The organism is Flavobacterium sp. DSR3-2, assembly GCF_049896525.1.
Classification (GTDB): domain Bacteria; phylum Bacteroidota; class Bacteroidia; order Flavobacteriales; family Flavobacteriaceae; genus Flavobacterium.
Map to the genome: position 1 here is coordinate 141237 of NZ_JAFCUM010000003.1, position 22899 is coordinate 164135.

Sequence of the window (22899 nt, forward strand, 5' to 3'; positions counted from 1 at the left end):
AAAAATGCCAAAACAATTCTCCGATTTAGGAATTTCAGCACCAATATTAAAAGCGATTACCGAATTGAAAATTGTTGTACCCACAGAGATTCAGCAAAAAACAATTCCGTTACTTTTATCAAACACTACAGATTTGGTTGGAGTTGCTAAAACAGGTACAGGAAAAACAGCAGCTTTTGGATTGCCTCTTTTACAATTAATTGATGTAAATTTATCTTCAGTTCAAGCTGTGATTTTAGTTCCAACTCGGGAATTAGGACATCAGATTTTTAGAAACCTAGAAGATTTTTCTAAATATTTACCCAATGTTTCCATTGCGGCAACTTGCGGCGGTATCCCAATAAAACCCCAAATAGAGCGACTTTCATTGCCTACACATATTGTTGTGGCAACACCCGGAAGATTGATTGATTTGATTCAGCGCAAAGCAATAAATTTGAAAGAAACCAAATTCCTAGTGCTTGATGAAGCCGATGAAATGGTGACTATTCTAAAAGAAAGCTTAGATGAGATTGTGGCGGAGTTACCTGCAATTCATCATACTTTTTTATTCTCGGCGACCATGCCCGGAACTATCAAACAGTTAATTCAGAATTATTTGAATAAAAATGTGGTGCACGTTAACGCCAACATGGAAACGGTAGGAAATCAAGAAATTGATCATGAATATATTTTAGTTGATCCCATTGAGAAGCTGGATGTTTTGATGCATTTCTTGAATTCTAAAGAAGGAGAGCGCGGAATTATCTTTTGCAAAACAAAAGCCGCTGTTAATAAATTAGCGAAAAATCTGGCAATAAATAGATTTTCATCGGGAGCATTACACGGAAGTTTATCTCAGGGAATTAGAGACAGAATCATGGAGCAATTCCGTGAAGGACATATCAACATATTGGTAGCGACAGATTTAGCGGCAAGAGGAATTGACGTAAAAGAAATCTCTTATGTGGTCAATTACCATTTACCTGATGTTTATGAAGCATACGTGCACCGTAGCGGAAGAACGGCAAGAGCAGGAGCAAAGGGCCTTTCTCTAACGGTTTTGCAACAAGAAGAAGTAGGGGAAATTGCTGATTTCGAAAAAGAATTGGGAATAAAATTTACACAATTTAAAAAACCAACTGTTGCCAGTATCGAAGAAAATAATACGTTATTGTGGGCAAAGCAAATCTTCAAAACTAAACCCAATCATGATGTTGCTGCAGCATTAAAAGAAAAAATAAAAATTGTTTTTCATCATTTGACTAAAGATGAATTGATTGAAAAATTATTGGCAAATTATATGCTGCAAAACAAAAATGAACCTTTAGAAAAACCCGTTAAAAAACTTAAAAAGAATTAAATATTTCAAGTTTATTTACTATTTAATTTATTACAGCATTCATAAATAGTGTATATTTAGGGATGCTTTTTTAATTTATAGACTATAAAAACACGATATGGAAATTATAATAATCGGCGGTGGATTTGCAGGATTAAATCTTGCTAAAGAACTTTTAAATGAAAAAGGAATCAACGTAACACTCGTAGACAAAAATAATTACAATTTCTTTGCACCACTGATATATCAGGTCGCTACCGCTTTTTTAGAACCTTCAAGTATAAGTTACCCTTTTAGGAAATTTTTCTCGGGCAAAAAAAATCTACAATTTCGTTTAGGAAACTTACTAAAAATAAACCCTTCAGAAAATAAAATCATTCTCAACAATGGAGAATTAAAATACGATTACTTGGTTTTTGCCACTGGTGCCGAAACGAGTTATTTTGGAATGGAAAACGTAAAAAAAAATGCTATTCCAATGAAAACGCTGAATGACGCAATCGTTATGCGTAATACACTCTTGAAGAATTTAGAAAAAGCTGCCATTTGTAAAGACATTCGTGAACGCAGAAAATTATTAACCATTGTAGTTGCCGGTGGTGGCCCAACTGGTGTTGAAGTTTCCGGTATGCTCGCTGAGATGAGAAAAAATATTTTGCTGAAAGAATATTCAGAATTAAGTACTACTGCAAGTAATATTTATCTTGTTGATGGCGCAAATGCCGTACTTTCTCCAATGAGTAAAGCTTCTCAGGAAGATACACTTGAAGCGCTGACAAAATTAGGTGTTGTCGTGAAATTAAATACCACAGTGGTGGATTATATAGATGACACAGTATATTTTGCTAATGGCGAAACGATTCAAACTACAAATTTAATATGGGCCGCGGGAGTTTCTGCAAAAGTTTTCGAAGGAATTCCAATAGAAAGTTATGGTCGCGGAAAAAGAATGGCTACTGATGCTTATAATAAAGTAAATAGTACTGAAAACATCTATGCAATTGGAGATACTTGCATCCAACTTACAGATGCAGATTTCCCAAATGGTCATCCACAAGTGGCACAAGTTGCGATTCAACAAGGAATAAATTTGGCTAAGAACTTTAAACTAATGAGTCAAAAAAAACCATTAAAACCCTTTAAATATAATGATAAAGGATCAATGGCTATCATTGGAAAAAATAAGGCTGTGGTTGATTTACCACATCCTAAAATGCATTTCAAAGGATTTTTTGCTTGGATAATATGGCTATTTATTCATCTCATTTCGTTGATAACTTATCGCAATAGAGTGAAAACATTTTTTAATTGGATGATTGCCTATTTTGCAAAAGACCAATCTTTGCGAATGATTATCAGACCTGATAAAAAAGTTAAAATAGAAGCTAAATAATACTAAAGCTAAAATTAATGAACTATTGCAATTCCTTCATCATGAGAAGTTGCAATAGTTTTTTTTATATTTCGTTTTCCAAGAATTAAAATAATTAAGGCTAAAATTGTTGAAACGGCCATAATTATAACCATTGGCAACATCGAATTTTTTACAAAAACACCCACTGCAAACGACGCTAAGGCGCCTAATCCTAACTGAATGGCCCCCATTAATGCCGACGCACTTCCCGCATTTCTTGAAAAAGGAGCAAGCGTAAGTCCTGCTGTATTAGGATTTGAAATTCCTAAACAGGCTAAGAATAAAAATAGCATCGCAATAGTTTGATACAAATTTAAAAGATCATTCATTGCCAAAACTAGGAATAAAATGCTAATGAAAGATTGAGAAATTAATGCCCCTAAAATCATTTGTTCACTCGTGAATTTTCTTAACAAAAATGAATTTAATTGACTGGCACCAATAAAACTCAAGGACATAAAAGCAAATATCCAACCATATGTTTTACCATCAACTTTAAAAATGTCCATAAATAAAATAGGGGAGGCCGCTACATAAGTAAACAATCCTGAGAAAGCTATTGCTCCTGTAAATGCATAGGTATGAAACTGAGGCTCTTTTAGAATAATGATAAAATTAGTAATAATTGGTTTTGGTTTTAATGAAATTGAAGTATCTGGTTTAAAAGTATTTGGCAAGCCGATTTGCGCGGCCAAAAGAATCAAAATACCCATACACATTAATATAAAAAATACGGTATGCCAGCCATAATCTTCGGTAACGTAACCACCAATAGTTGGCGCTAGCATTGGCGAAAGTCCAACAACCAACATCAATAATGAAAATACTTTTGGAATATCTTTTACAGGAAATAAATCTCGAACCATAGAAACCGATGCTACGGTTGCAGCACAGCTGCCGACAGCCTGAATGAATCGTAAACCAATAAAAGTATTTATATCAGTAACGAAAACGCAACCTAGAGAAGCTAAAATGTAAACGATTAGTCCGATAAAAAGAGGTTTTTTTCGACCAAAACGATCTAATAAAGGTCCATAAAGCAATTGTCCTGCGGAAATTCCAATAAAATAACTGGACAAAGTCATGGAAACATTAGCTACGGATGTGTTCAAATCCTTGGCAATTCCGGCAAAACCAGGCAAATACATATCAATCGAAAATGGTCCAAGCGCAGTTAGTGAACCTAAAATTAGAATTAATTGGAAATATTTAGTTTTTGTCATTATGAGATCAATCATCAAATTTTTTTAATTTTTGCAAAGGTAAATATTTAAAGGGCGATTCAAATGGTAGATTTAATAAATTTGATTTATCACAAAAACTGAAAACATAAATAAAAGCACTTAATTCTTTATTAATAACATAATTCCGGACAAAAACAAAAGTCCTAACATAATTCGCTTTAAGATAAATTCATTTAATTTTAAATACACCTTATTACCCAATAATAAAGCTACTATGAAAAAAGGTAAAACAAAAATTGCATTATAAAATAGATTCAGGGACAAAATACCTTCAAAGGCAAGAATAGGAATTCGCATTAATGTTATTAAACCCAAAACACCAAACATGGTGGCACGTAAAGTCTTTACATTCGAGGTTTCACTTTTTATAATTATTAAATACAAAGGCCCTCCAGTTGAAAAAAGACCTGAAAAAAAACCTCCTAAAAAACCAAAAAAGTATTTCATTTTTGAGATTAAATGGATTTCTTTTTTTTCTTTTAAACTATTTAATGCATACAAAATTATAAACAAACCCAATGCTTTTTTTAAAAATATAGGTTGAGCATATACTAAAACAATAATTCCAATTATTAGTCCAAAAAATGATGATGGGGCCAATTTTATTAGAAGTTGTTTGTCAATGTATTTCCATTCTTTATAAATATAAATAGGAGTTGAAATAAAATAAAAAATAGATAAATAACCAATTGCATCCGACAATGGCATCACAAAGAGCAAAAAAGGTAAGGCAATTAAAGCACCGGCGAATCCAGTAATGGTTTGAACAAAAAAGCCAAGAAAAATACCAATAGTAAGGAGTAATAACATCATATCCATAATGCAAAATTAGCGTAACGAGTAATTAAACTAAAATTTATTCAACGGATTTAGTGTCCGTTTACAACAATTTAAATGTAATTTAGCCAATTTAAAAGCTTTATTTATGGTCGATGCACTTGATTTAAAAATAATAGAAAGTCTTAAAGTTAATTCTAGAACTTCATTTGTAGATATTGGCAAACATATAGGGCTTTCACCTTCGTCAGTTAGAGAACGTATTCAAAAACTAGAAGATAGCGGTGTTATCGAAGGTTATAAGATTCAACTAAACAATAAAAAACTTGGCTTTGGCTTAGAAGTTTTTATAATGTTTAAATTATTCAGTACGAAACTCTTCATTTTTTGTGAAGATTTGAATCAATTTCCGGAAATATATGAAGCTTATAGAATTACTGGTACACATAATATTTTTATGAAAGTAGTTTTAATTGATCAACTGCATCTGCAACAATTTATAGACCGACTTTTAGTTTATGGCGAGCCCACAACACATTTGATTTTATCAAATTTAAAAGATTTGTAGTTTTTCGGTAGCGTTGCGTTAATAACTTATTTAATATTAATATGAAATAAAATGATCTATAATTTATATTATGTAAAATAGAATTTAGCACTTTCCAGATTTTTTTGTACCCAACTTCCCTTTGATTTATGATTTACGACTTAAAATCAAAATATAACATGAATCAAAAACCAGTAAGTGTCAACTTCTAAAATTATTAAATATTTTAATTTAAAAAAATATGATACATGCCAATTTTAAAGGATTAATATTTAAAAAATTAGCTATCTCGTAAAAACCAAATTATTGCCTTCCGATAAGTTTTGATCAAATTGATAACCATCGTAATTGAAACCTTTTAAATCCTCTATCGTTTTAACATCGGTATCAATAATGTAGCGCACCATCATTCCCCTAGCCTTTTTGGCAAAAAAACTGATGATTTTTAGTTTTCCGTTTTTGTAATCTTTAAATTCTGGTGTGATTACAGGAACTTTTAACGCCTTGACATCTATTGCTGAAAAATATTCATTACTGGCTAAATTGATAAACAATTCGTCTTCTTTAAGCTCTTTATTTAAAGCCTTTGTAACGGCCGGTTTCCAAAATTCATATAAGTTTTTGCTTTCGCCAATTGGTAATTTGGTTCCCATTTCCAGTCGATACGCCTGAATCAAATCCAACGGTTTCAGTAATCCATACAAACCAGATAGTATTCTCAAACGATCCTGTAAAGCTTCTATTTTTTTTTCTGGAATCGAATAAGCACCTAATCCAACGTAAACATCTCCATCAAAAGTATATATTGCCGGACGTGCATTTAAAGTCGTAAATGGTGTTTTCCATTCTTGATTTCGCTTCCAATTCAAATCAGCAAGTTTATCTGAAATACTCATTAAATCCGATAAATCAGCAGGCTTTTTCTCTTTTAAAACTTTTTGAATCTGTCTCGATTCTTTTAAGAACAAAGGTTCGGTGTGCAATTGAGTGGGTAACTGTTTGTCAAAATTTAACGACTTGGCTGGCGATATTACAATTTTCATACACAATACTCTTTCGAGCTCTTTTTATTAATTGAACCAAAAGTACTAATTGAAATCAAGAAATCAAGAATCTTTAAATTGATTTGTTTAATAGTGCAATAGATATTGAAAATTGTTCGCCAATTTAATTATTTTTGAGTTGTAAAATACCAATAAATAATTATGAACACGATTGAAATTAGGAAGTCAACAGTATCAGATTTGGAAACAATTCAAAATATAAGCATCCATACTTTTAAAGAGACTTTTGCCGCTGTAAATACGCCTGAAAACATTGCCAATTATGTAAAAGAAAATTTCAATTCGGAACAATTAAAAAATGAATTAAACAATGATAATTCTCAGTTTTATGTAGCCTATTCAAATGCAGAAGCAGTGGGATATCTGAAAATAAACTTTGGCGATGCCCAAACGGAATCTATAAACGAAAATGCTTTAGAAGTGCAACGGATTTATGTTCTGCAAAAATTTCATGGAAAAAATATCGGACAGCTTTTGCTTGACAAGGTAAAAAAAATCGCAAAAAGTTCTGGCGTTGATTCTGTTTGGCTCGGTGTGTGGGAAGAAAATCACAGAGCACTCCGATTTTATATTAAAAATGGGTTTTTTGTATTTGATAAACACGTTTTTATAATGGGTAACGACGAGCAAACCGATTTATTGATGCAATTTGGATTACAGTAAACAATAATCAAATTTTAAATTGTCACTTAAATAAGCAATTCTAAATCCCTATTTGGCTTATTTTTGTATCAAATATTATCAAAAACTATGAAAGAGGATGTAATTATTGTGGGAGCGGGATTAGCGGGATTAGCTGCGGCTGTTCATTTGCATCGTCAAGATCGAAAAGTTCTCCTTTTGGAGGCTAGTGATCGCGCGGGCGGAAGAATAAAAACCGATTCACATGAAGGCTTTCTTTTCGACAGAGGTTTCCAAGTCCTTTTGACGGCATATCCTGAGACAAGAGCTCTACTTAATTATAATGATTTACAACTAAAAAAAATGTTACCCGGAGCAACCGTGCTTTATGACGGAGGCAGTTTTGAAATTGCAGATCCATTCCGAAGACCATCTGCTGCACTTGCAACACTTTTTGCGCCCGTTGGCACTCTAAAAGACAAAATCAATACTCTTTGGTTAAAAAATAAACTGCAAAAATTAACGATTGACGAAATTTTCGAACAACCGGAGCAAACGACTCTCAAGCAACTGACCGATTATGGTTTTAGCGCAAAAATGATAGAACGCTTTTACGCTCCTTTTCTTTCCGGTATCTTTTTGGAAAATGAATTGAAAACTTCCCGTAGAATGTTCGATTTTGTAATGAAAATGTTTTCAGATGGCGATGTAGCGGTTCCTGCTTTAGGAATGGAAGAAATACCCAAACAAATAGTCGCTATGCTTCCAGAAGGCAGTATTCAATGCCATACCAAAGTGACAGCCATTGATGGAAATAAGATAACTATTGAAGATGGAACTGTTTTTGAAGCCAACCAAATCCTTTTGGCTACGACCGCCAATGCCTTGACCCAAAAATACTTTCCGAAGCAAAAAATGACTTCGCATCAGGTAACCAATATTTATTTTGAAGCCATTGAAGCGCCTACTAAAAAAGCGGTCGTTATTTTAAATGCTTCAAGTCAGAAAAAATGGGTGAATAATTTGACTGTAATGTCAAATGTTTCCAGAGCGTATGCGCCAAAAGGGAAAGTGCTTATTTCCGTTTCCTACAATGGAATCCCAACTGTTGATGACGCGACTTTAACTGAAAACATGAAGCAAGAGTTGAAACAATGGTACGGGAAAAAAGTAAATTCGTGGAAAATGCTAAGGGCGTATCGCATTGAATATGCATTGCCAACTCAAGAAAGTGTACGAAATGAAATCGCTGTCTCTGAAATAAAAATCTCGGATACGCTATTTATTTGCGGAGACAACTTGCTAAATGGTTCTATCAATGCCGCTCTAAAAACGGGACGATTAGCTGCCGAAGCGATGAAAATATAGTTTGTTATTTTATAATAAAAGTCTGCCAAGTTATATCATTTAACAAACTTGCCACCAATCTCAAATATCAACACGAATAAATTTTCGCGGATTTGTGAGAGTCGTGGCATAGTTTTTTAATTATTATACATTCCATGAAGCGATACAATTGGAAGTTCCAGAACTAAACTTTTATTACGCTTATTGAAATTAAAGTCGATCAATCACTAATTTATACGTTGGATCTTCCATAATATTTACATCAATGATGGCTTCTGCATTTTTAAGTAACGTTATACAATCGCTACTCAAATGGCGTAAATGTACTTTTTTACCTTGCTTGTGATAACGATTTGTAATAACATTCAATGCTTCAATTGCTGACATATCAGAAACTCGACTTTCCTTAAAATCGATGATAACTTCATTTGGATCATTTAACACGTCAAACTTTTCAGTAAAAGCAGTCGTAGATGCAAAAAATAAAGGCCCGTATATTTCATAATGCTTCACCCCGTTTTCATCAATAAATTTTCTTGCGCGAATTCGTTTAGCACTTTCCCACGAAAAAACCAAAGCTGAAATAATTACGCCTATCAAAACAGCCAAAGCAAGATTATGCAATAAAACAGTAATTAAAGCAACTAAAATCACAAGAAAAACATCGTTTTTGGGCATTTTATTAAATATTTTCAAACTCGCCCATTCAAAAGTTCCTATGGCAACCATAATCATCACGCCAACCAAAGCAGCCATAGGTAATAGTTCAATTACCGGAGCACCAAATAAAATAATTATTAGAATTGTTAATGAAGCAACAATACCAGATAAACGGGCTCTAGATCCTGCTGATAAGTTAACCAATGTTTGTGCTATCATTGGGCAACCTCCCATTCCAAAGAAAAAGCCATTCAAAATATTAGAACTCCCTTGTGCAATACATTCTCTATTTCCATTACCACGAGTCTCAGTGATTTCATCGACTAAATTCAAGGTCAGTAAGCCTTCGGTCAATCCGACTGCAGCCATAATTAAGGCATAAGGAAAAATTATTTTTAAAGTCTCTAATGTAAGTGGAATATTCGGAATGTGAAATGGAGGAAAACCACCACTTACAGAGGCAATATCTTTCACGGTTTTTGTTTCTATTCCTAATAAAAAAACCAACAAGAATACAACTACAATGGCTACTAACGATGATGGGATTGCTTTTGTTAATTTTGGCAGAAATACAACAATTCCAATAGTTAAAGCAACCAAACCTGCCATAATCAGCATTGGAGTTCCTGTAAGCCATGTGATTTCTCCATTGACCACCATTTTAAATTGTTCCAATTGAGACATAAATATAATGATTGCCAATCCATTGACAAAACCAAACATTACGGGATGAGGCACTAATCTGATAAATTTGCCTAATTTAAAAACGCCCACTAAAATTTGTAAAATACCTGCTAAAGCAACCGCTGCAAAAACATATTCTAGACCATTTGACTTCATTAAGGCAATTAAAACAATTACCGTTGCTCCTGCTCCTCCTGATATCATTCCGGGTCTGCCTCCAAATACTGCCGTAATAAAACCAGCTATAAAAGAAGCGTACAGTCCCATTAACGGTGGAAAACCTGCGAGAATAGCAAATGATAGGGATTCCGGAATCATCGTCATAGCAACTGTCAAACCAGCTAAAATTTCTGTTTTGTAATTTACCTTTTGTGATAAATCAAATAAATTAAATACTTTTTTCATAAAAAAATTCAAATAGGATGTGTGATTCAATTTCAGTTGCTGAAATCATATCTAAAAAAATTAATAAAATGCTTTAGGAATTATCTTTAAATTTAAAAAATCTAAAAAAATAGTCGTGGTAACGGTACTAAAATAAATACTGCTACTGCTCATAAAATGTATTGATTAGACATTTCCATATGTAGAAAGCGTCTTCAAAAAATTGAATGCAAATTTTTAAGTGATATCCTTCAATTTAAAGACTATAAATCAAGGCGGCGTAACGGAGATAAAATGAATACTGTTTTCCATAAATAAGGTGCAAAAATAAAACTTTTTTATTGCTATACCAAATAGAAAACGAAATTGCTTAATTTTGGCATAATTTAGGACTTTTTTTTAAAAAAGTACTTTAACATTATCGATCCAAAAAAAAAATATGAAATTACTTTATACTTTATTCTTCGCTCTTCTTTTAAACTCTACTTACTCGCAATCAACGAATGACTATTTTGAAAAGATCAGAAACAATGAAGCAGCACTAACTGCTTTCTTCTCGCAAATGCCAAAAGGAGGCGATTTACATCATCATTTTTCGGGTTCTATTTACGCTGAGCCTTTATTGGAACGCGCTATTACGGACGATTTTTATCTTAATACAGAAACGATGGACGTGTTAAAAGAAAAACCAGGAACCGGAAACTGGCAATTATTTTCGACATTGAAAAGCAACGGTACATTGGACGCTTACAAACAAAAAATCATGCAAAAATGGTCTGTAAAAGATTATAATCATGTGGATTACCCATCAGATAAGCTGTTTTTCGAATCGTTTATGAAGTTTGAACCAGCTATCAAAGGGAATTTTGGACAAGGATTATTGGAACTTAAAAACAGAGCCATTTCAGAAAATGTCAGTTATATTGAAACACAATTATCAACGATTCCAACTGCAATGAACACTGATGATTTGACAGAATTTAATTCCCGATTGCGAAAATTAGCATTGTTAAAAGACGAAAAAGCTATTCTAAAATCATTGGATTCTGTTTACAATTCTTTACTAAAAAAAGATGCTAATTCCTACGCTGCAGTATTTAATACCAATTTTGTGGCAAAGCTTCACGAGGACCTTAAAATTGATGGTAAGCAATTTACGATGCGCTATCAAAATTTTGTACTGCGTTTCATGGAACCCGTAGACTTGTTCAAAAATTTGGTAATTGCATTCATTTCGGCCGATGAAAGTCCTCTAATGGCAGGAGTTAACATTGTTTCTCCCGAAGACGGCGCAACTTCGATGAAAGATTATTGGTTGCACATGGTAATGTTTAAATATTGCCATTCTCGTTATCCAAATGTAAAATACTCAATGCATGCCGGCGAACTGACTCTTGGTTTGGTGCAACCGGAAGATTTGACTTGGCACATAGGCGCAGCTGTTCATACTGCAGGAGCCAATCGCATCGGTCACGGAGTAGATATGGCGTATGAGAAAGATTCGTATGATTTATTGCGTTATATGGCGAAGAAAACCATTCCTATTGAAATTAACTTAGTGAGCAACGAATTCATTTTGAAAGTAAAAGAAAGCCGTCATCCTTTGACCTTGTACAAAGAATTTGGCGTTCCTATCGTAATCAGTACCGATGATGCAGGTATTTTACGCACCAACATGACGGAGCAATATGTTTTGTTAGCCAAAAGATACAAAAACGTTTCCTATACGGATATTAAACAATATGTGTACAATAGCATCAATTACAGTTTTATAAAAGAAGCTGTCGTAAAAAAGCAATTACTAAAAGATTTAGACTCAAGATTTAAAGCTTTTGAGGCTAATTTTCCAATGAAATAAACCGCATTCTTTTTATAAGGTCAACTTTACAAAACCCAAAAATCCGCTCGAAAGCGGATTTTTGCGTAAATATAATCTCCTGAATTGCCATTATTTCGGGTTTAAGATTAACTCAATTCTTTTGATGGCATCTTCATAATGGTATTTTGTTTCTGCATTTACAGCTCTCGTTTTAGCAACTGCCAAAGTGATTCTCAAAGCATTCAACTCACCTCTCACTAATCCTCTCAAATCTGATTGCGCAACATTATAATAGTCAGAAGCACTACCGGACTTGATTTCTTCTTTCATAAGATAAGCCATTCTTTCGATGTACGCCCGTTGCAAATTTCTTCTGTAAATAGTCACGTTCGATGGCAAATTAGCCTCTTTCCAAATTCCTTTACGCATATCACCTAATAAATCCAAGGCTTTGTAATTTGCCGTTCCCATTATCTCGGCATCCATCAATCGACCAATACGTTCAAAACTCAACACACTATTTAAATGTCTGGATTGTACATTTCGGAAACGCTCGGTGTAACCAGCGTAATCAATGTTTTTTAATGTATTTACATTCACCAACCACGTTGGAGAAGCAAAAGCATTAGTTTGCAACCACTGCATCGCTTCTTGCTGTTTTGCTTTTGGTACAATATCATAAATACTTCCCTTTTGGATTGGCTTTTTTGTAGCTTCATAAACACCTCCAACATTGGTCACTACATGTCCAACATATCTGCTCCAAACATCCAGCATTTCTTTGTACAGCTCATCTAAATCTTCGTAATTATTAGTTACATCACTAGTCCATTCCGGTAAATGTGTCGCTACATATTGCAAATTTTTAAGGCCATAAGTACCCGCTTTCATCGAACTATTTCCAATATCTTCGGTTTGTGATGTTGGATCAAAATTACTGCTTTGTTTCCCGAATTTGTAAATAGGATTTTCCGCTTTTTCCATAATCCATTTGTCTAATGTGGGTACTTCTGCTTCAGGAGAAGTCACATTTGGAATGAATCTGTATCCCCAATTCGTAGCATAATGATCGTAAGGTCCCATCTGGCGAATGAAACGCACGTTTTTATCTCCGGGTTGAGCGATATAATTAAAACGGGCATAATCCATCAAACTTGCTGCGATTCCGTTTTTCTGAGTAAAGGCTCCATCTCTATAATTTTCAGTATCATAAGCGCAACTTGCACCCATATTGTGAGGAAAACCTAAAGCATGTCCCACTTCATGCGCGATAACCATACGCATCATTTCACCCATTTCTTCATCGCTTGTGTTTAATGTTCTTGCCGAAGGATTTGCTGCTCCAGTTTCTAACAAATAACGGTTTCGGTACGACCGCAAATGGTTGTGGTACCAAATTACGTCACTTTCGATAATTTCTCCAGTTCTAGGATCAGAAACACTTGGTCCAACCGCGTTACGTGTCGTACTGGCCACGTAACGAATCACGGAATACCGAATATCTTCCGGGCTAAAGTCAGGATCTTGTTCTTTCGTTGGGGGATCTTTCGCGATAATCGCATTTTTAAAACCAGCCGTTTCAAAAGGCTTTTGCCAATCTTCAATTCCTTGTTTGATGTACTTTCGCAATTTTTCAGGCGTGGCAGGATCTAAATAATAAACAATTGGTTTTATGGGTTCCACGAGTTCGCCTTTTGCGTAAGCGACAGGATCTTTTGGCTCCAATTTCCAACGGCGGATATAGCTTTTACTGTCGGATTTTAATTCATTACTTCCATAATCAATTTGATTCATCGTAAACCACCCCACTCGCGGATCGGCCAATCGGGGTTGCATTGGTTTTTCAGGTAATAAAATCATCGATTGATTCATTTGGATACTGATTGTTTCTGAATCTGCCTGAACCGGCGGTTTTGACGCGTTGTAGGTGAAATCCTGAATTACTTCAATGTTCATGGGGAAACTTTTCATTGTATTGATAAAACTTCGGGTTTCATCCAGTCCTTTTACCTTATAAGTTTCTCTCATTTCACCTGATAAACCACTAATTGATTTTACATCGGTGCCATAAAATTTGGATACATCAATCACCGTATTTGCAGAATCTTTGCTGAATGCTACGATATCAAAAGCGAATAATGTAGGCTCATAATTATTGGATTTCACTGAAATACTGATGGGTAAACTGTCATTGGCAACAGCGCTGAACGACTTTAATTTGATAAGGATTTTATCTTGAAAACGTTGCCAAACAATCAGTTGCTCATTGGTTTCGGAACCAGCGTTTACGTATCCGCCGCCTAAATTTGAAGGCAATTTAGACAACCGACTTACCAAAAGCATGTCTTTATCTAAATATTTATTTGGGATTTCGAAGAAATATTTTTTATCTACTTTATGAACCGTAAATAAGCCTTCGTCTGAAACGGCATCTTTAGTAATTACCTTACTGTATTCCTTGATGGTGGCTTCCGGTTTCTTTTCCGATGGCGGAACTACAGCGGCGTTTTTATCTCTTTTTCTTTTGGATTGTGCAAATTGGTTGGTAGGCACAAGCATTGTTGCTACAATTGCTGTTAAAATGAAAAATTTCTTCATTTACTGGATATTTAATGGTTAATCAATATCAAAAATATATTTTAGCTCAAGCAAATTAAATAATATTCATTGGTTTAACTTTTAATTAACAAACGTTCCAGACTTTTTAGGAGGTTTGAACTGCAGTTTGTTTTTAGCTTCATTTTATTAGCTTCCTTTTTTTATTACATTTGGAAATACGTTTTTTTTTTGAATTTATACGATCTATTGCGGTCAGCATTTAAATTTTATTGAAACTGGTAATGCTTTTGGAGACGACTTCCCTTTTATTTAGAAACTTTAAAACACTAAAAATCAAATTATGATTCAAAATAATATCGTTAAAAAAACCTTTTTTTTAGTAGCTTTCATACTAGTCTCATGGAATGGTTTCTCGCAAAAGAACATTTCAAAAATTGCTTTTGGATCGTGTTCGAACCAAAATAATCCATTACTCATTTTTGATGTTGTGGTAAAACACCAACCGGATTTATTTGTATTTCTGGGCGATAACATTTACGGAGATACGGACAATATGAACACACTGCAAGCCAAATACGATCGATTGGCGGCTAAAGCTACTTTTCAAAATTTGAAAAAAAATGTACCCATCATTGCTACCTGGGACGATCACGATTACGGTCAAAATGATGCGGGTCGGCATTATCCCAAAAAGGAGGAATCAAAAGAACTATTCTTAAAGTTTTTTGATGAACCTGCAGGTTCTGAAAGAAGAAAACACGACGGGATATACACGTCCAATATGTATGAAAATAAAGGTAAAAAAGTACAGATAATCCTGTTGGATAACCGCACTTTCAGGGATGATTACAAGAAATACAATGGAGAAGTTAGGGATGATAAACGGTATTTCTACTCTTTGGATTACGCACCTTTACAAAACCCAGATTCCACTTATTTAGGAACTGCGCAATGGAACTGGCTGGAAGCAGAATTACAAAAACCCGCTGATATTCGACTAATTGGTTCCGGGTCTCAGTTTGGAATTGAATACAACGGCTATGAAGGTTGGGCTAATTTTCCGCTGGAGCAAAAAAGATTCTTAAATCTCATCAAGAGAACGAAAGCAAACGGCGTTTTGTTTTTAACCGGAGATGTGCATTATGCTGAAATTTCTAAACTTACGGCACCGGGATTGTATCCTATTTACGATTTTACCTCCAGCGGACTCTCTTCAACCTGGCATTTTGCGACACCCAACAAAAACAGAATTGAAGGTCCAATTATGGAAAATCATTTTGGGTTATTAACGATAGACTGGAAAAACAAAATCCCAAAAATAAAAATGGAAATTTGGGATGTCAACGACAACCAACGTGCGGAATACACGATTGGGCTGGATGAAATTAGTTTTAAAAAGTAGCATTTTTGCTAGAATTATTCGATTATATTTGAGAAATACAAATTGAATAGAGTTTATAATTGTGGTAGTAAATTATTATGAAAGAAAACAGAAACATCTCATCGAATTATATCTTACTGAAAAGAATAATGATATTAAGAAAAGAATAGAAAATTTCGAATCGATTACCAATTCATTATTTGTTTTGACACAAAGTCTATTTGACAATAAAGAAACTGTATAATATCATCAACTAGAAATTGAAGGGAAATATTTTCGTTTTGGAATAACCAATCATAGTTTGATTACTTTAATAAGAGGAAATCATTTTACATTAATTAACCATGAAGCCACCATTATTGATGTATTTTCTACGAATAGTATAACTAGAATGCAAATCGAATCATTTTTAATAATAATAAAATAGATTTTAGATTACTATTTTCTTAAAATAATAAAATTACAAAACACGTATTGCTTTCACAAATCTACGCTTATAGCCGGGCTTTGTTAGACTTGTTACAACCACTTTCATTTCACGACCTGAGGTGGAGTGAATAAAATCACTTTCCATTCCTTTTGGATTTGATACGATACCAATATGCCCAATAACATTTCTGGTAGGACTCAAAAACAATAGAATATCACCTTTTTTTACATCGTCAATCGGGATTTCTTTACCAAAATTATTAAACTGCGAAGAGCTGCGCGGAACCTGAATTTTAAAATGATTATAGACAAAATAAACAAATCCGGAACAATCAAAACCATTCTTGCTGCAGCCCGCTGCAACATAAGGTGTTCCTAATAATCCCATTCCGAAATTCACAATCTTATCTCCCAAATACCCATTATTGTCAATTGGATCTACTAATGAGTCGTAGACAATGGTTTCACTTCTTTGAGATGAAAATCCACCCGCTTTTGATGAACCATACGCAATACTTCCTAAAACAAGTAGCGATAAACCAATGAACAATGTCAATTTTATGGTGTTTTTATTTTTAAATTTCATATTGAAAAAATTAAATTAACCCATTGTGTATCGTTATTTGAAGTAAAATAAATGGATTATCTGTGTCAAATATAATGAAAAAAGTTTTAGAGTTTTATAAGTTTTAAGTTCTTTGAATATTGATTGTCGATCCTATAATACATTTGGAAAGCCGTATAAAATGTCTAATTTATAGGATTTCGCGTTAAATGTAAGTGCTGATTTTAAGTAATTAATAGAAAGAATTATTACATGCTAATAAATAACGTTAAAATCAAATTTTTTTATTTTTACCACCCGTATTAATAGTAGCCGTTAGATTTATATTTATTTTTTTTATGAATGATGTAATTGAAGTATCAAAAAAAAAATAATATGTCACGCTTTATTCAATGTTAAAATTATGTTAAACAAAAACCAAACAGTTGTTTAAATTAAACGCTTGTTTAGTTTTGTTTCTTGAAAAAATTTGATTCCATTGAAAAGTATTTTTAACGACAAACAAATTCAGATCCTCGAAGTTGCCGAAATACTTTTTGCAGAGGAAGGATTTGATGGTACTTCCATTAGAAACATAGCTAAAGTGGCAAAAATCAATATTGCCATGGTTTCATATTACTTTGGTTCTAAAGAACGTTTGTTGGAATCGCTTATTATATATAGAACTTCCGACCTCAAAAATCAATTAGAGAATCTCTTAAAAGAAGATCTGGAACCCATTGAAAAAATAAACAAACTAATTGAACTTTACATCAATAGAATTAACAGTAACAGAGGTATCTACAGAATTTTACATTTCGAATTCACTTCCAAAAAACGAGAACAAAATTTACAGGCTTTTTCTGAATTAAAAAAAGGAAATCTAAAATCCCTTGAAACTATTATTGAAGAAGGTCAGATTAAAGGCATTTTCAGAAAAGATGTAATTATTCCGCTCATTACACCAACCATTTTGGGTACTTTCTTTCATTTTCACATGAACAAACCATTCTTCGAAAATTTATTGAACTTGAAAACGGAGGATTTATATAACAATTATATCAAAACCAATTTGACCAAGCACATACAACAAACTATAAAAGCACTTCTGATATATGAAAGTTAGTCAATTCATGCTCTTTGGGATTTTCTTTATTGGAATTTCATCAATAGAAGCACAAGAAAAAACAAGTTTAACATTGAACGAAGCCATTAATTTGGCTTGGACCAAAAGCAATGAAGTTACGCTGGCCAATACGAAAGTAAAAACCAAAAAATACGAATTGCAATCTACAAAAAACAACCAATATCCTGATTTGAAACTCTCCGGACAATACCAAAGATTGGCAAATGCATCGGTAGATTTTAAACTGAATCAAAATAACAGCGACCAGCAGCTTCCCATTGTCAATCAATTAATGGTGGGCCAATTGAATGCCAGTGTTCCTGTTTTCTCTGGTTTTAAAATCCAAAACAGCATCAAAGCATATCAGAATCTTTACGAAGCTGAAATGGCTACTGCTGCTCAAACAAAGGAGGAAATTGCTTTGCGGGTGATTGAATATTATGCCAGTTTATACAAAGCACAAAAAACAATTGAGCTGCTGAAAGAAAACCAAAAAAGCGCCAAGCAACGTGTTAAAGATTTTGTAGAACTCGAAAAAAACGGAATCATTCCTAGAAATGATCTGTTAAAATCTAAATTACAAGCTTCGAAAATACAATTATCGTTAGATGAAACGAATAATAATTTAAAAGTAATCAACTTTTATTTGGTTACACTTTTAAAATTAAATCCAGACACCAAACTGGAAATTCGGGAAGATGATTTTGCTGATTTCCAAATGATAAATATCCCAATTAATGAATTGCCGGCATTAGAAAATCGTAAGGATTTAGAAGCTATTCGGTATCAGGGAAAAGCAAGTGAAGCGAATATAAAAATAGCAAAAGGGTCGTATTATCCGGCAATTGCAATCATTGGTGGATATACCGCATTAAACCTGAGCAATGTCATCACTGTTCAAAATGCGATGAATATCGGTGTTGGAATTTCTTATGATTTAAGTGCTATTCTGAAAAATGGAACCTTGGTCCGACTTGCAGAAAATAAGTTTTTAGAAGTACAAAATTCTGAAGCTCTTTTAACGGATTATATTAAAGTTCAAGTTCAAAAAGCGATTGAAGATTACGATTTAGCTTTAAAACAAACCACTGTTTACGAGGAAGCACAAGACCAAGCGAGTGAAAATTACCGAATTGTAAAAGACAAATATGACAATGGACTTTCGGACACTAATGATCTGCTCGAAGCTGATGTGGAACAACTAAATTCAAAAATCAGTAAAGCTTTGGCGAAAGCCAATACCATCCAAAAATACTACGAGTTACTCTCCGTAACTGGTCAATTATCACAATCATTCAATCTAGCTCAAAAATAATCATACTACCATGCAAAAGAAAAAAAAGAATTCAAAATTTATTATTATCCTAGTGGCCTTGGTAGTGTTAGGTGGTACTTACGGAACTTATAAATATAGGCATTCCTTGGCTCATGAAGAAACAGACGATGCGCAAATTGAAAAAAACATGAATCCTATAATTCCTAGAGTTTCGGGATATGTGGATAAAGTATATATCAAAGACAATGATTTTGTAAAGAAAGGCGACACGCTTTTTACAATTGACAAAAGAGATTATCAGTTAAAAATTGAAGAAGCAAATGCTGCAATGGTTGGTGCTGAAGGCAGTTTTGAAGTTTCTAAAGCGGATATTGGAAGTGCTTTGGCTAACATTTCAGTTTCTGATGCCAATGTGCAATCAGCGGGCGGAAATATCGAATCGGCAAAAATAAGATTGGGCCGCATTACGAGTGATTACAACCGATATGAGAATTTATTCAAAAGCCATTCGATTACAAAACAACAATATGAGCAATCTTTAGCCGCAAAACTTGAAGCGGAAAGCCAAGTACGTGTTTTACAACAACAACAGCGAGCAACTGCTTTTCAAAAATCAGTTATTGTAGCTAAATCGAAAGTTTCAGACAAACAAACGGAAGTGGCTGCTGCCAATATCAAAAGAGCTCAAGCAATATTAGATGCCGCAAAATTAAATTTAAGTTACACTGCTGTAACTGCTGCAATTGATGGTCAGGTTTCAAAAATCGACATTCAACCGGGACAATTAGTACAACCGGGACAATCTTTATTTTACATCATCAATAACAAGGAGGCATGGGTAATTGCTAATTTTAAAGAAACGCAATTGAACAAAATGGTAATCGGACAAAAAGTTACCATAAAAGTAGATGCGTATCCGGGTTATGATTTTAAAGGTTCAATTACTTCGTTTTCTCCTGCTACAGGTTCTCGTTTTTCATTACTTCCTCCTGATAATGCTACAGGAAACTTTGTAAAAACAATTCAGAGATTACCGGTTAAAATAAGTTTAAGCACAACAAACGATCCTGAAAAAATAAAATTACTTCGCGCGGGAATGAATGTGGATGTCGACGTACATTTAAAATAAATCAAAACTTTGGCAGGTTCTAAAATGTCAAAAACTGCACTAGCTTTAAGAAAATGATAGTTTACACTTTAGTATAAAATGGTTCAAACGGGAGAAGACGATTTAGTAGAATATGGCTTTAGAAGAGTCATCATTACCATTACAGCCGTTCTTTGTGCTATGCTTGAAATTGTAGATACTACAATTGTAAATGTGGCATTGAACAATATGCGAGGCAGCCTTGGTGCGTCACTTACTGATGTGGCTTGGGTAATTACCGCTTATGCCATTGCGAATGTAATTGTTATTCCTATGACCAGTTGGTTATCACAACAATTTGGGCGTAGGAATTATTTTGCGGTTTCCATAATTATATTTACGGTTGCTTCCTTTCTATGTGGTAACGCCAATAATATTTGGGAATTAGTCACTTTTAGATTTATTCAAGGATTGGGTGGTGGCGCTTTATTAGTGACAGCACAAACCATAATTACCGAGAGTTATCCTGTTGCCAAAAGAGGAATGGCGCAAGCTATTTACGGAATGGGAGTTATTGTAGGACCAACGCTTGGTCCGCCTTTGGGAGGTTATATTGTGGATCATTTTTCATGGCCTTATATTTTTTACATCAACATTCCTATCGGGATTATCGCGACATTACTGACTTTGTCTTTTGTAAAAAGCCCTAAATATGGAGATAAACTTAAAGCCAGTCAAGTCGATTGGTGGGGAATCGTTCTATTAACCGCTTTTATTGGCTCCTTACAATACGTTCTGGAACATGGTCAGCAAGACGATTGGTTCAATAATAATATAATTGTATTGTTAACTGTTGTTTCTATTTTTGGTTTAGTGCTTTTTATTTGGAGAGAACTTACCTATCAACATCCCATAGTAAATTTAAGAGTTTTGAAAGACACCAACCTGAGAGTAGGAACCATAATGTGTTTTATTCTAGGTTTCGGATTATATGGCTCTACTTTTATCATCCCTATTTACACACAATCCGTATTGGGCTGGAGTGCTTTAGATGCCGGTTTACTGTTGATTCCAAGTTCCATAACTACCGGAATTATGATGCCTTTTATTGGTAAAATGATTCAGCGTGGCATACCGCAAACGTATATGGTGGCAGCAGGATTCTTGTTATTTTTCTTTTTTACGTATTGGATGCAACAGGTAATCACACCAGATTCTGGTGCAGAACATCTGTACTGGCCACTGATATTAAGAGGAATTGGATTGGGATTATTATTTGTTCCTATTTCTACACTTTCCTTGTCCACTTTAAAAGGAAAAAGCATTGGCGAAGGAGCCGCTTTTACAGGAATGATGCGACAATTGGGAGGTTCTTTCGGAATTGCTATTATCACCACTTTTATTGCCAGATTCAATCAGGAACACCGCGTGAATCTTATTTCGCATCTGAATTCAACTTCTTATGAAGTACAAAAAATAGTGCAACAACTAAAAATGGGATTTATGTCCAAAGGCTATTCAGAAAATGAAGCTTTGGCAAAAGCCTACAAAGCCATTGAATATAAAGTAATGGTTCAAAGTTCCGTATTATCTTATATGGACATCTTTTTGTACTTAGGCGCATTATTTTTGTTGTGTATTCCTTTTATACTTTTGCTAAAAAAAGGAAAAAACAAAATCAATCCTGCCGATGCCATGCATTAATATTGAAATATACCTGAAAGATAAACAGCATTTGATGCATTCTTACATCGAAGTTTTAGATATTATCGTAATGTTTATAAAAAATACTTATCACTACGTAAATAATTGCAATCATTTTTAAAATACGATAGCAGATAGAATTAAACTAAATCTAAAAAGAATGAGCCCGACACAATATCGAGCTCATCATTATTTCAATTAATTATAAAATTGTATAAGATTTTATGTACTGTCTTGATCCGCTTTTGGAATCTAATTCGCTACTTAAAATTTCAACTGGTAAACTTCATCCAAATCTTTTTCAGAACTGATGTTAACCTCTAAATCGGTAACAAAACCGGAGTTTAATCCGTAAGCCCATCCGTGTAACGTCAAATCTTGACCATTTCTCCAAGCTGCCTGAACAATTGATGTTTTAGCAAGGTCAAAAACCTGTTCTTTTACGTTCAATTCTACGAAAGTGTTAAAACGTTCTGTTTCGTCCAGAATAGAATCCAAGTACGTATTATGCAAACGATACACGTCTTTAATGTGGCGAATCCAGTTATCAATGATCCCGATAGAATCATTTCCCATTGCTGCTTTTACACCCCCGCAACCGTAATGTCCGCAAACTAAAACGTGTTTGACTTTCAAAACGTTTACTGCGTAATCCAATACACTCAACATATTCATATCAGAGTGAACGACCATGTTAGCGATGTTTCTGTGTACAAAAACTTCGCCCGGTTTTGCACCTACGATTTCATTTGCAGGAACGCGACTATCCGAACAACCAATCCATAACAATGGTGGTGTTTGACCTTTAGCAAGATCTTGAAAATAATTTGGATCGCTTGCTAACGAAGTTTCAACCCATTTTTTATTATTCTCCAATATTTTTTTATAAAAATCGCTCATAATTTTTTTTA

General features: G+C 33.9%; 18 protein-coding genes. 11 read left to right on the forward strand and 7 right to left on the reverse strand.

All coding sequences use genetic code 11. The features are described from left to right. Nucleotides 1–4: 4 nt before the first annotated feature. Both ACP7AV_RS06325 and ACP7AV_RS06330 read left to right on the forward strand, forming a co-directional pair. Nucleotides 5–1342 (forward strand): DEAD/DEAH box helicase, encoded by a 1338-nt coding sequence (locus ACP7AV_RS06325; protein WP_426091206.1) that lies wholly within the window; start codon nt 5–7, stop codon nt 1340–1342. A gap of 97 nt (nt 1343–1439) precedes the next feature. Continuing rightward, the gene (locus tag ACP7AV_RS06330) at nt 1440–2714 is read left to right on the forward strand and encodes an NAD(P)/FAD-dependent oxidoreductase (RefSeq protein WP_426091207.1); all 1275 of its coding nucleotides are present in this window, start codon (nt 1440–1442) and stop codon (nt 2712–2714) included. A 14-nt stretch (nt 2715–2728) separates the two neighbouring features. Here the strand turns inward: ACP7AV_RS06330 and ACP7AV_RS06335 are convergent, their stop codons facing one another. After that, on the reverse strand, nt 2729–3958 hold the full coding sequence (locus tag ACP7AV_RS06335; protein WP_426091327.1) for a multidrug effflux MFS transporter: 1230 nt from the start codon (nt 3956–3958) through the stop codon (nt 2729–2731). 120 nt (nt 3959–4078) lie between these two features. Next, nucleotides 4079–4792: a TSUP family transporter gene (locus tag ACP7AV_RS06340; protein WP_426091208.1), complete on the reverse strand. Its 714-nt coding sequence runs from the start codon at nt 4790–4792 to the stop codon at nt 4079–4081. 112 nt (nt 4793–4904) lie between these two features. Between ACP7AV_RS06340 and ACP7AV_RS06345 the strand changes: the two genes are divergently transcribed. After that, on the forward strand, nt 4905–5324 hold the full coding sequence (locus tag ACP7AV_RS06345; protein ID WP_426091209.1) for an Lrp/AsnC family transcriptional regulator: 420 nt from the start codon (nt 4905–4907) through the stop codon (nt 5322–5324). Between the two features lie 263 nt (nt 5325–5587). On the opposite strand, the gene yaaA is transcribed toward ACP7AV_RS06345, so the two are convergent. Beyond that, entirely contained in the window at nt 5588–6346 is a 759-nt protein-coding gene (yaaA, locus tag ACP7AV_RS06350; RefSeq protein ID WP_426091210.1) for a peroxide stress protein YaaA, read from the reverse strand. Nucleotides 6347–6508: 162 nt separating this feature from the next. On the opposite strand from yaaA, the gene ACP7AV_RS06355 reads away from it, so the two are divergent. Then, on the forward strand, nt 6509–7030 hold the full coding sequence (locus ACP7AV_RS06355; RefSeq protein WP_426091211.1) for a GNAT family N-acetyltransferase: 522 nt from the start codon (nt 6509–6511) through the stop codon (nt 7028–7030). Nucleotides 7031–7093: 63 nt separating this feature from the next. Further along, complete coding sequence (locus ACP7AV_RS06360; protein ID WP_426091212.1) at nt 7094–8356, forward strand: NAD(P)/FAD-dependent oxidoreductase; 1263 nt, start codon at nt 7094–7096, stop codon at nt 8354–8356. 189 nt (nt 8357–8545) lie between these two features. Here ACP7AV_RS06360 and ACP7AV_RS06365 read toward each other — a convergent pair whose 3' ends face one another. Beyond that, nucleotides 8546–10084, reverse strand: coding sequence for a SulP family inorganic anion transporter (locus ACP7AV_RS06365; RefSeq protein WP_426091213.1), 1539 nt, complete (start codon nt 10082–10084; stop codon nt 8546–8548). A gap of 418 nt (nt 10085–10502) precedes the next feature. On the opposite strand from ACP7AV_RS06365, the gene ACP7AV_RS06370 reads away from it, so the two are divergent. After that, nucleotides 10503–11921 carry an adenosine deaminase gene (locus ACP7AV_RS06370; protein ID WP_426091214.1) on the forward strand — a complete coding sequence of 473 codons (1419 nt, stop codon included), beginning with the start codon at nt 10503–10505 and terminating at the stop codon, nt 11919–11921. Nucleotides 11922–12011: 90 nt separating this feature from the next. Here the strand turns inward: ACP7AV_RS06370 and ACP7AV_RS06375 are convergent, their stop codons facing one another. Beyond that, nucleotides 12012–14480, reverse strand: a complete 2469-nt coding sequence (locus ACP7AV_RS06375; protein ID WP_426091215.1) for a zinc-dependent metalloprotease — start codon at nt 14478–14480, stop codon at nt 12012–12014. A gap of 301 nt (nt 14481–14781) precedes the next feature. On the opposite strand from ACP7AV_RS06375, the gene ACP7AV_RS06380 reads away from it, so the two are divergent. Next, nucleotides 14782–15843, forward strand: a complete 1062-nt coding sequence (locus ACP7AV_RS06380) for an alkaline phosphatase D family protein (RefSeq protein ID WP_426091216.1) — start codon at nt 14782–14784, stop codon at nt 15841–15843. A 439-nt stretch (nt 15844–16282) separates the two neighbouring features. Here the strand turns inward: ACP7AV_RS06380 and ACP7AV_RS06385 are convergent, their stop codons facing one another. Next, nucleotides 16283–16837, reverse strand: coding sequence for a C40 family peptidase (locus tag ACP7AV_RS06385; RefSeq protein ID WP_426091217.1), 555 nt, complete (start codon nt 16835–16837; stop codon nt 16283–16285). 457 nt (nt 16838–17294) lie between these two features. Between ACP7AV_RS06385 and ACP7AV_RS06390 the strand changes: the two genes are divergently transcribed. From ACP7AV_RS06390 to ACP7AV_RS06405, 4 genes are all read left to right on the forward strand, one after another. Next, nucleotides 17295–17921, forward strand: a complete 627-nt coding sequence (locus tag ACP7AV_RS06390; protein ID WP_426091218.1) for a TetR/AcrR family transcriptional regulator — start codon at nt 17295–17297, stop codon at nt 17919–17921. Then, on the forward strand, nt 17911–19236 hold the full coding sequence (locus ACP7AV_RS06395) for a TolC family protein (protein WP_426091219.1): 1326 nt from the start codon (nt 17911–17913) through the stop codon (nt 19234–19236). The genes ACP7AV_RS06390 and ACP7AV_RS06395 overlap by 11 nt, the downstream gene beginning before the upstream one ends. 10 nt (nt 19237–19246) lie before the next feature. After that, complete coding sequence (locus ACP7AV_RS06400) at nt 19247–20326, forward strand: HlyD family secretion protein (protein WP_426091220.1); 1080 nt, start codon at nt 19247–19249, stop codon at nt 20324–20326. 78 nt (nt 20327–20404) lie between these two features. Further along, nucleotides 20405–21988 (forward strand): DHA2 family efflux MFS transporter permease subunit, encoded by a 1584-nt coding sequence (locus ACP7AV_RS06405; protein ID WP_426091221.1) that lies wholly within the window; start codon nt 20405–20407, stop codon nt 21986–21988. A gap of 264 nt (nt 21989–22252) precedes the next feature. Here ACP7AV_RS06405 and can read toward each other — a convergent pair whose 3' ends face one another. Next, the gene (gene can, locus ACP7AV_RS06410; RefSeq protein ID WP_426063765.1) at nt 22253–22888 is read right to left on the reverse strand and encodes a carbonate dehydratase; all 636 of its coding nucleotides are present in this window, start codon (nt 22886–22888) and stop codon (nt 22253–22255) included. Nucleotides 22889–22899: the final 11 nt, after the last annotated feature.

What these genes read in the sequence shown, in the direction of transcription:
- ACP7AV_RS06330 (WP_426091207.1), top strand. Translation starts at nt 1,440, where the DNA reads ATGGAAATTATAATAATCGGCGGTGGATTTGCAGGATTAAATCTTGCT.
- ACP7AV_RS06385 (WP_426091217.1), bottom strand. Translation starts at nt 16,837, where the DNA reads ATGAAATTTAAAAATAAAAACACCATAAAATTGACATTGTTCATTGGT.
- ACP7AV_RS06355 (WP_426091211.1), top strand. Translation starts at nt 6,509, where the DNA reads ATGAACACGATTGAAATTAGGAAGTCAACAGTATCAGATTTGGAAACA.
- ACP7AV_RS06325 (WP_426091206.1), top strand. Translation starts at nt 5, where the DNA reads ATGCCAAAACAATTCTCCGATTTAGGAATTTCAGCACCAATATTAAAA.
- ACP7AV_RS06345 (WP_426091209.1), top strand. Translation starts at nt 4,905, where the DNA reads ATGGTCGATGCACTTGATTTAAAAATAATAGAAAGTCTTAAAGTTAAT.
- can (WP_426063765.1), bottom strand. Translation starts at nt 22,888, where the DNA reads ATGAGCGATTTTTATAAAAAAATATTGGAGAATAATAAAAAATGGGTT.
- ACP7AV_RS06380 (WP_426091216.1), top strand. Translation starts at nt 14,782, where the DNA reads ATGATTCAAAATAATATCGTTAAAAAAACCTTTTTTTTAGTAGCTTTC.
- ACP7AV_RS06370 (WP_426091214.1), top strand. Translation starts at nt 10,503, where the DNA reads ATGAAATTACTTTATACTTTATTCTTCGCTCTTCTTTTAAACTCTACT.
- ACP7AV_RS06400 (WP_426091220.1), top strand. Translation starts at nt 19,247, where the DNA reads ATGCAAAAGAAAAAAAAGAATTCAAAATTTATTATTATCCTAGTGGCC.
- ACP7AV_RS06340 (WP_426091208.1), bottom strand. Translation starts at nt 4,792, where the DNA reads ATGATGTTATTACTCCTTACTATTGGTATTTTTCTTGGCTTTTTTGTT.
- ACP7AV_RS06375 (WP_426091215.1), bottom strand. Translation starts at nt 14,480, where the DNA reads ATGAAGAAATTTTTCATTTTAACAGCAATTGTAGCAACAATGCTTGTG.
- yaaA (WP_426091210.1), bottom strand. Translation starts at nt 6,346, where the DNA reads ATGAAAATTGTAATATCGCCAGCCAAGTCGTTAAATTTTGACAAACAG.
- ACP7AV_RS06405 (WP_426091221.1), top strand. Translation starts at nt 20,405, where the DNA reads ATGGTTCAAACGGGAGAAGACGATTTAGTAGAATATGGCTTTAGAAGA.
- ACP7AV_RS06365 (WP_426091213.1), bottom strand. Translation starts at nt 10,084, where the DNA reads ATGAAAAAAGTATTTAATTTATTTGATTTATCACAAAAGGTAAATTAC.
- ACP7AV_RS06335 (WP_426091327.1), bottom strand. Translation starts at nt 3,958, where the DNA reads ATGACAAAAACTAAATATTTCCAATTAATTCTAATTTTAGGTTCACTA.
- ACP7AV_RS06395 (WP_426091219.1), top strand. Translation starts at nt 17,911, where the DNA reads ATGAAAGTTAGTCAATTCATGCTCTTTGGGATTTTCTTTATTGGAATT.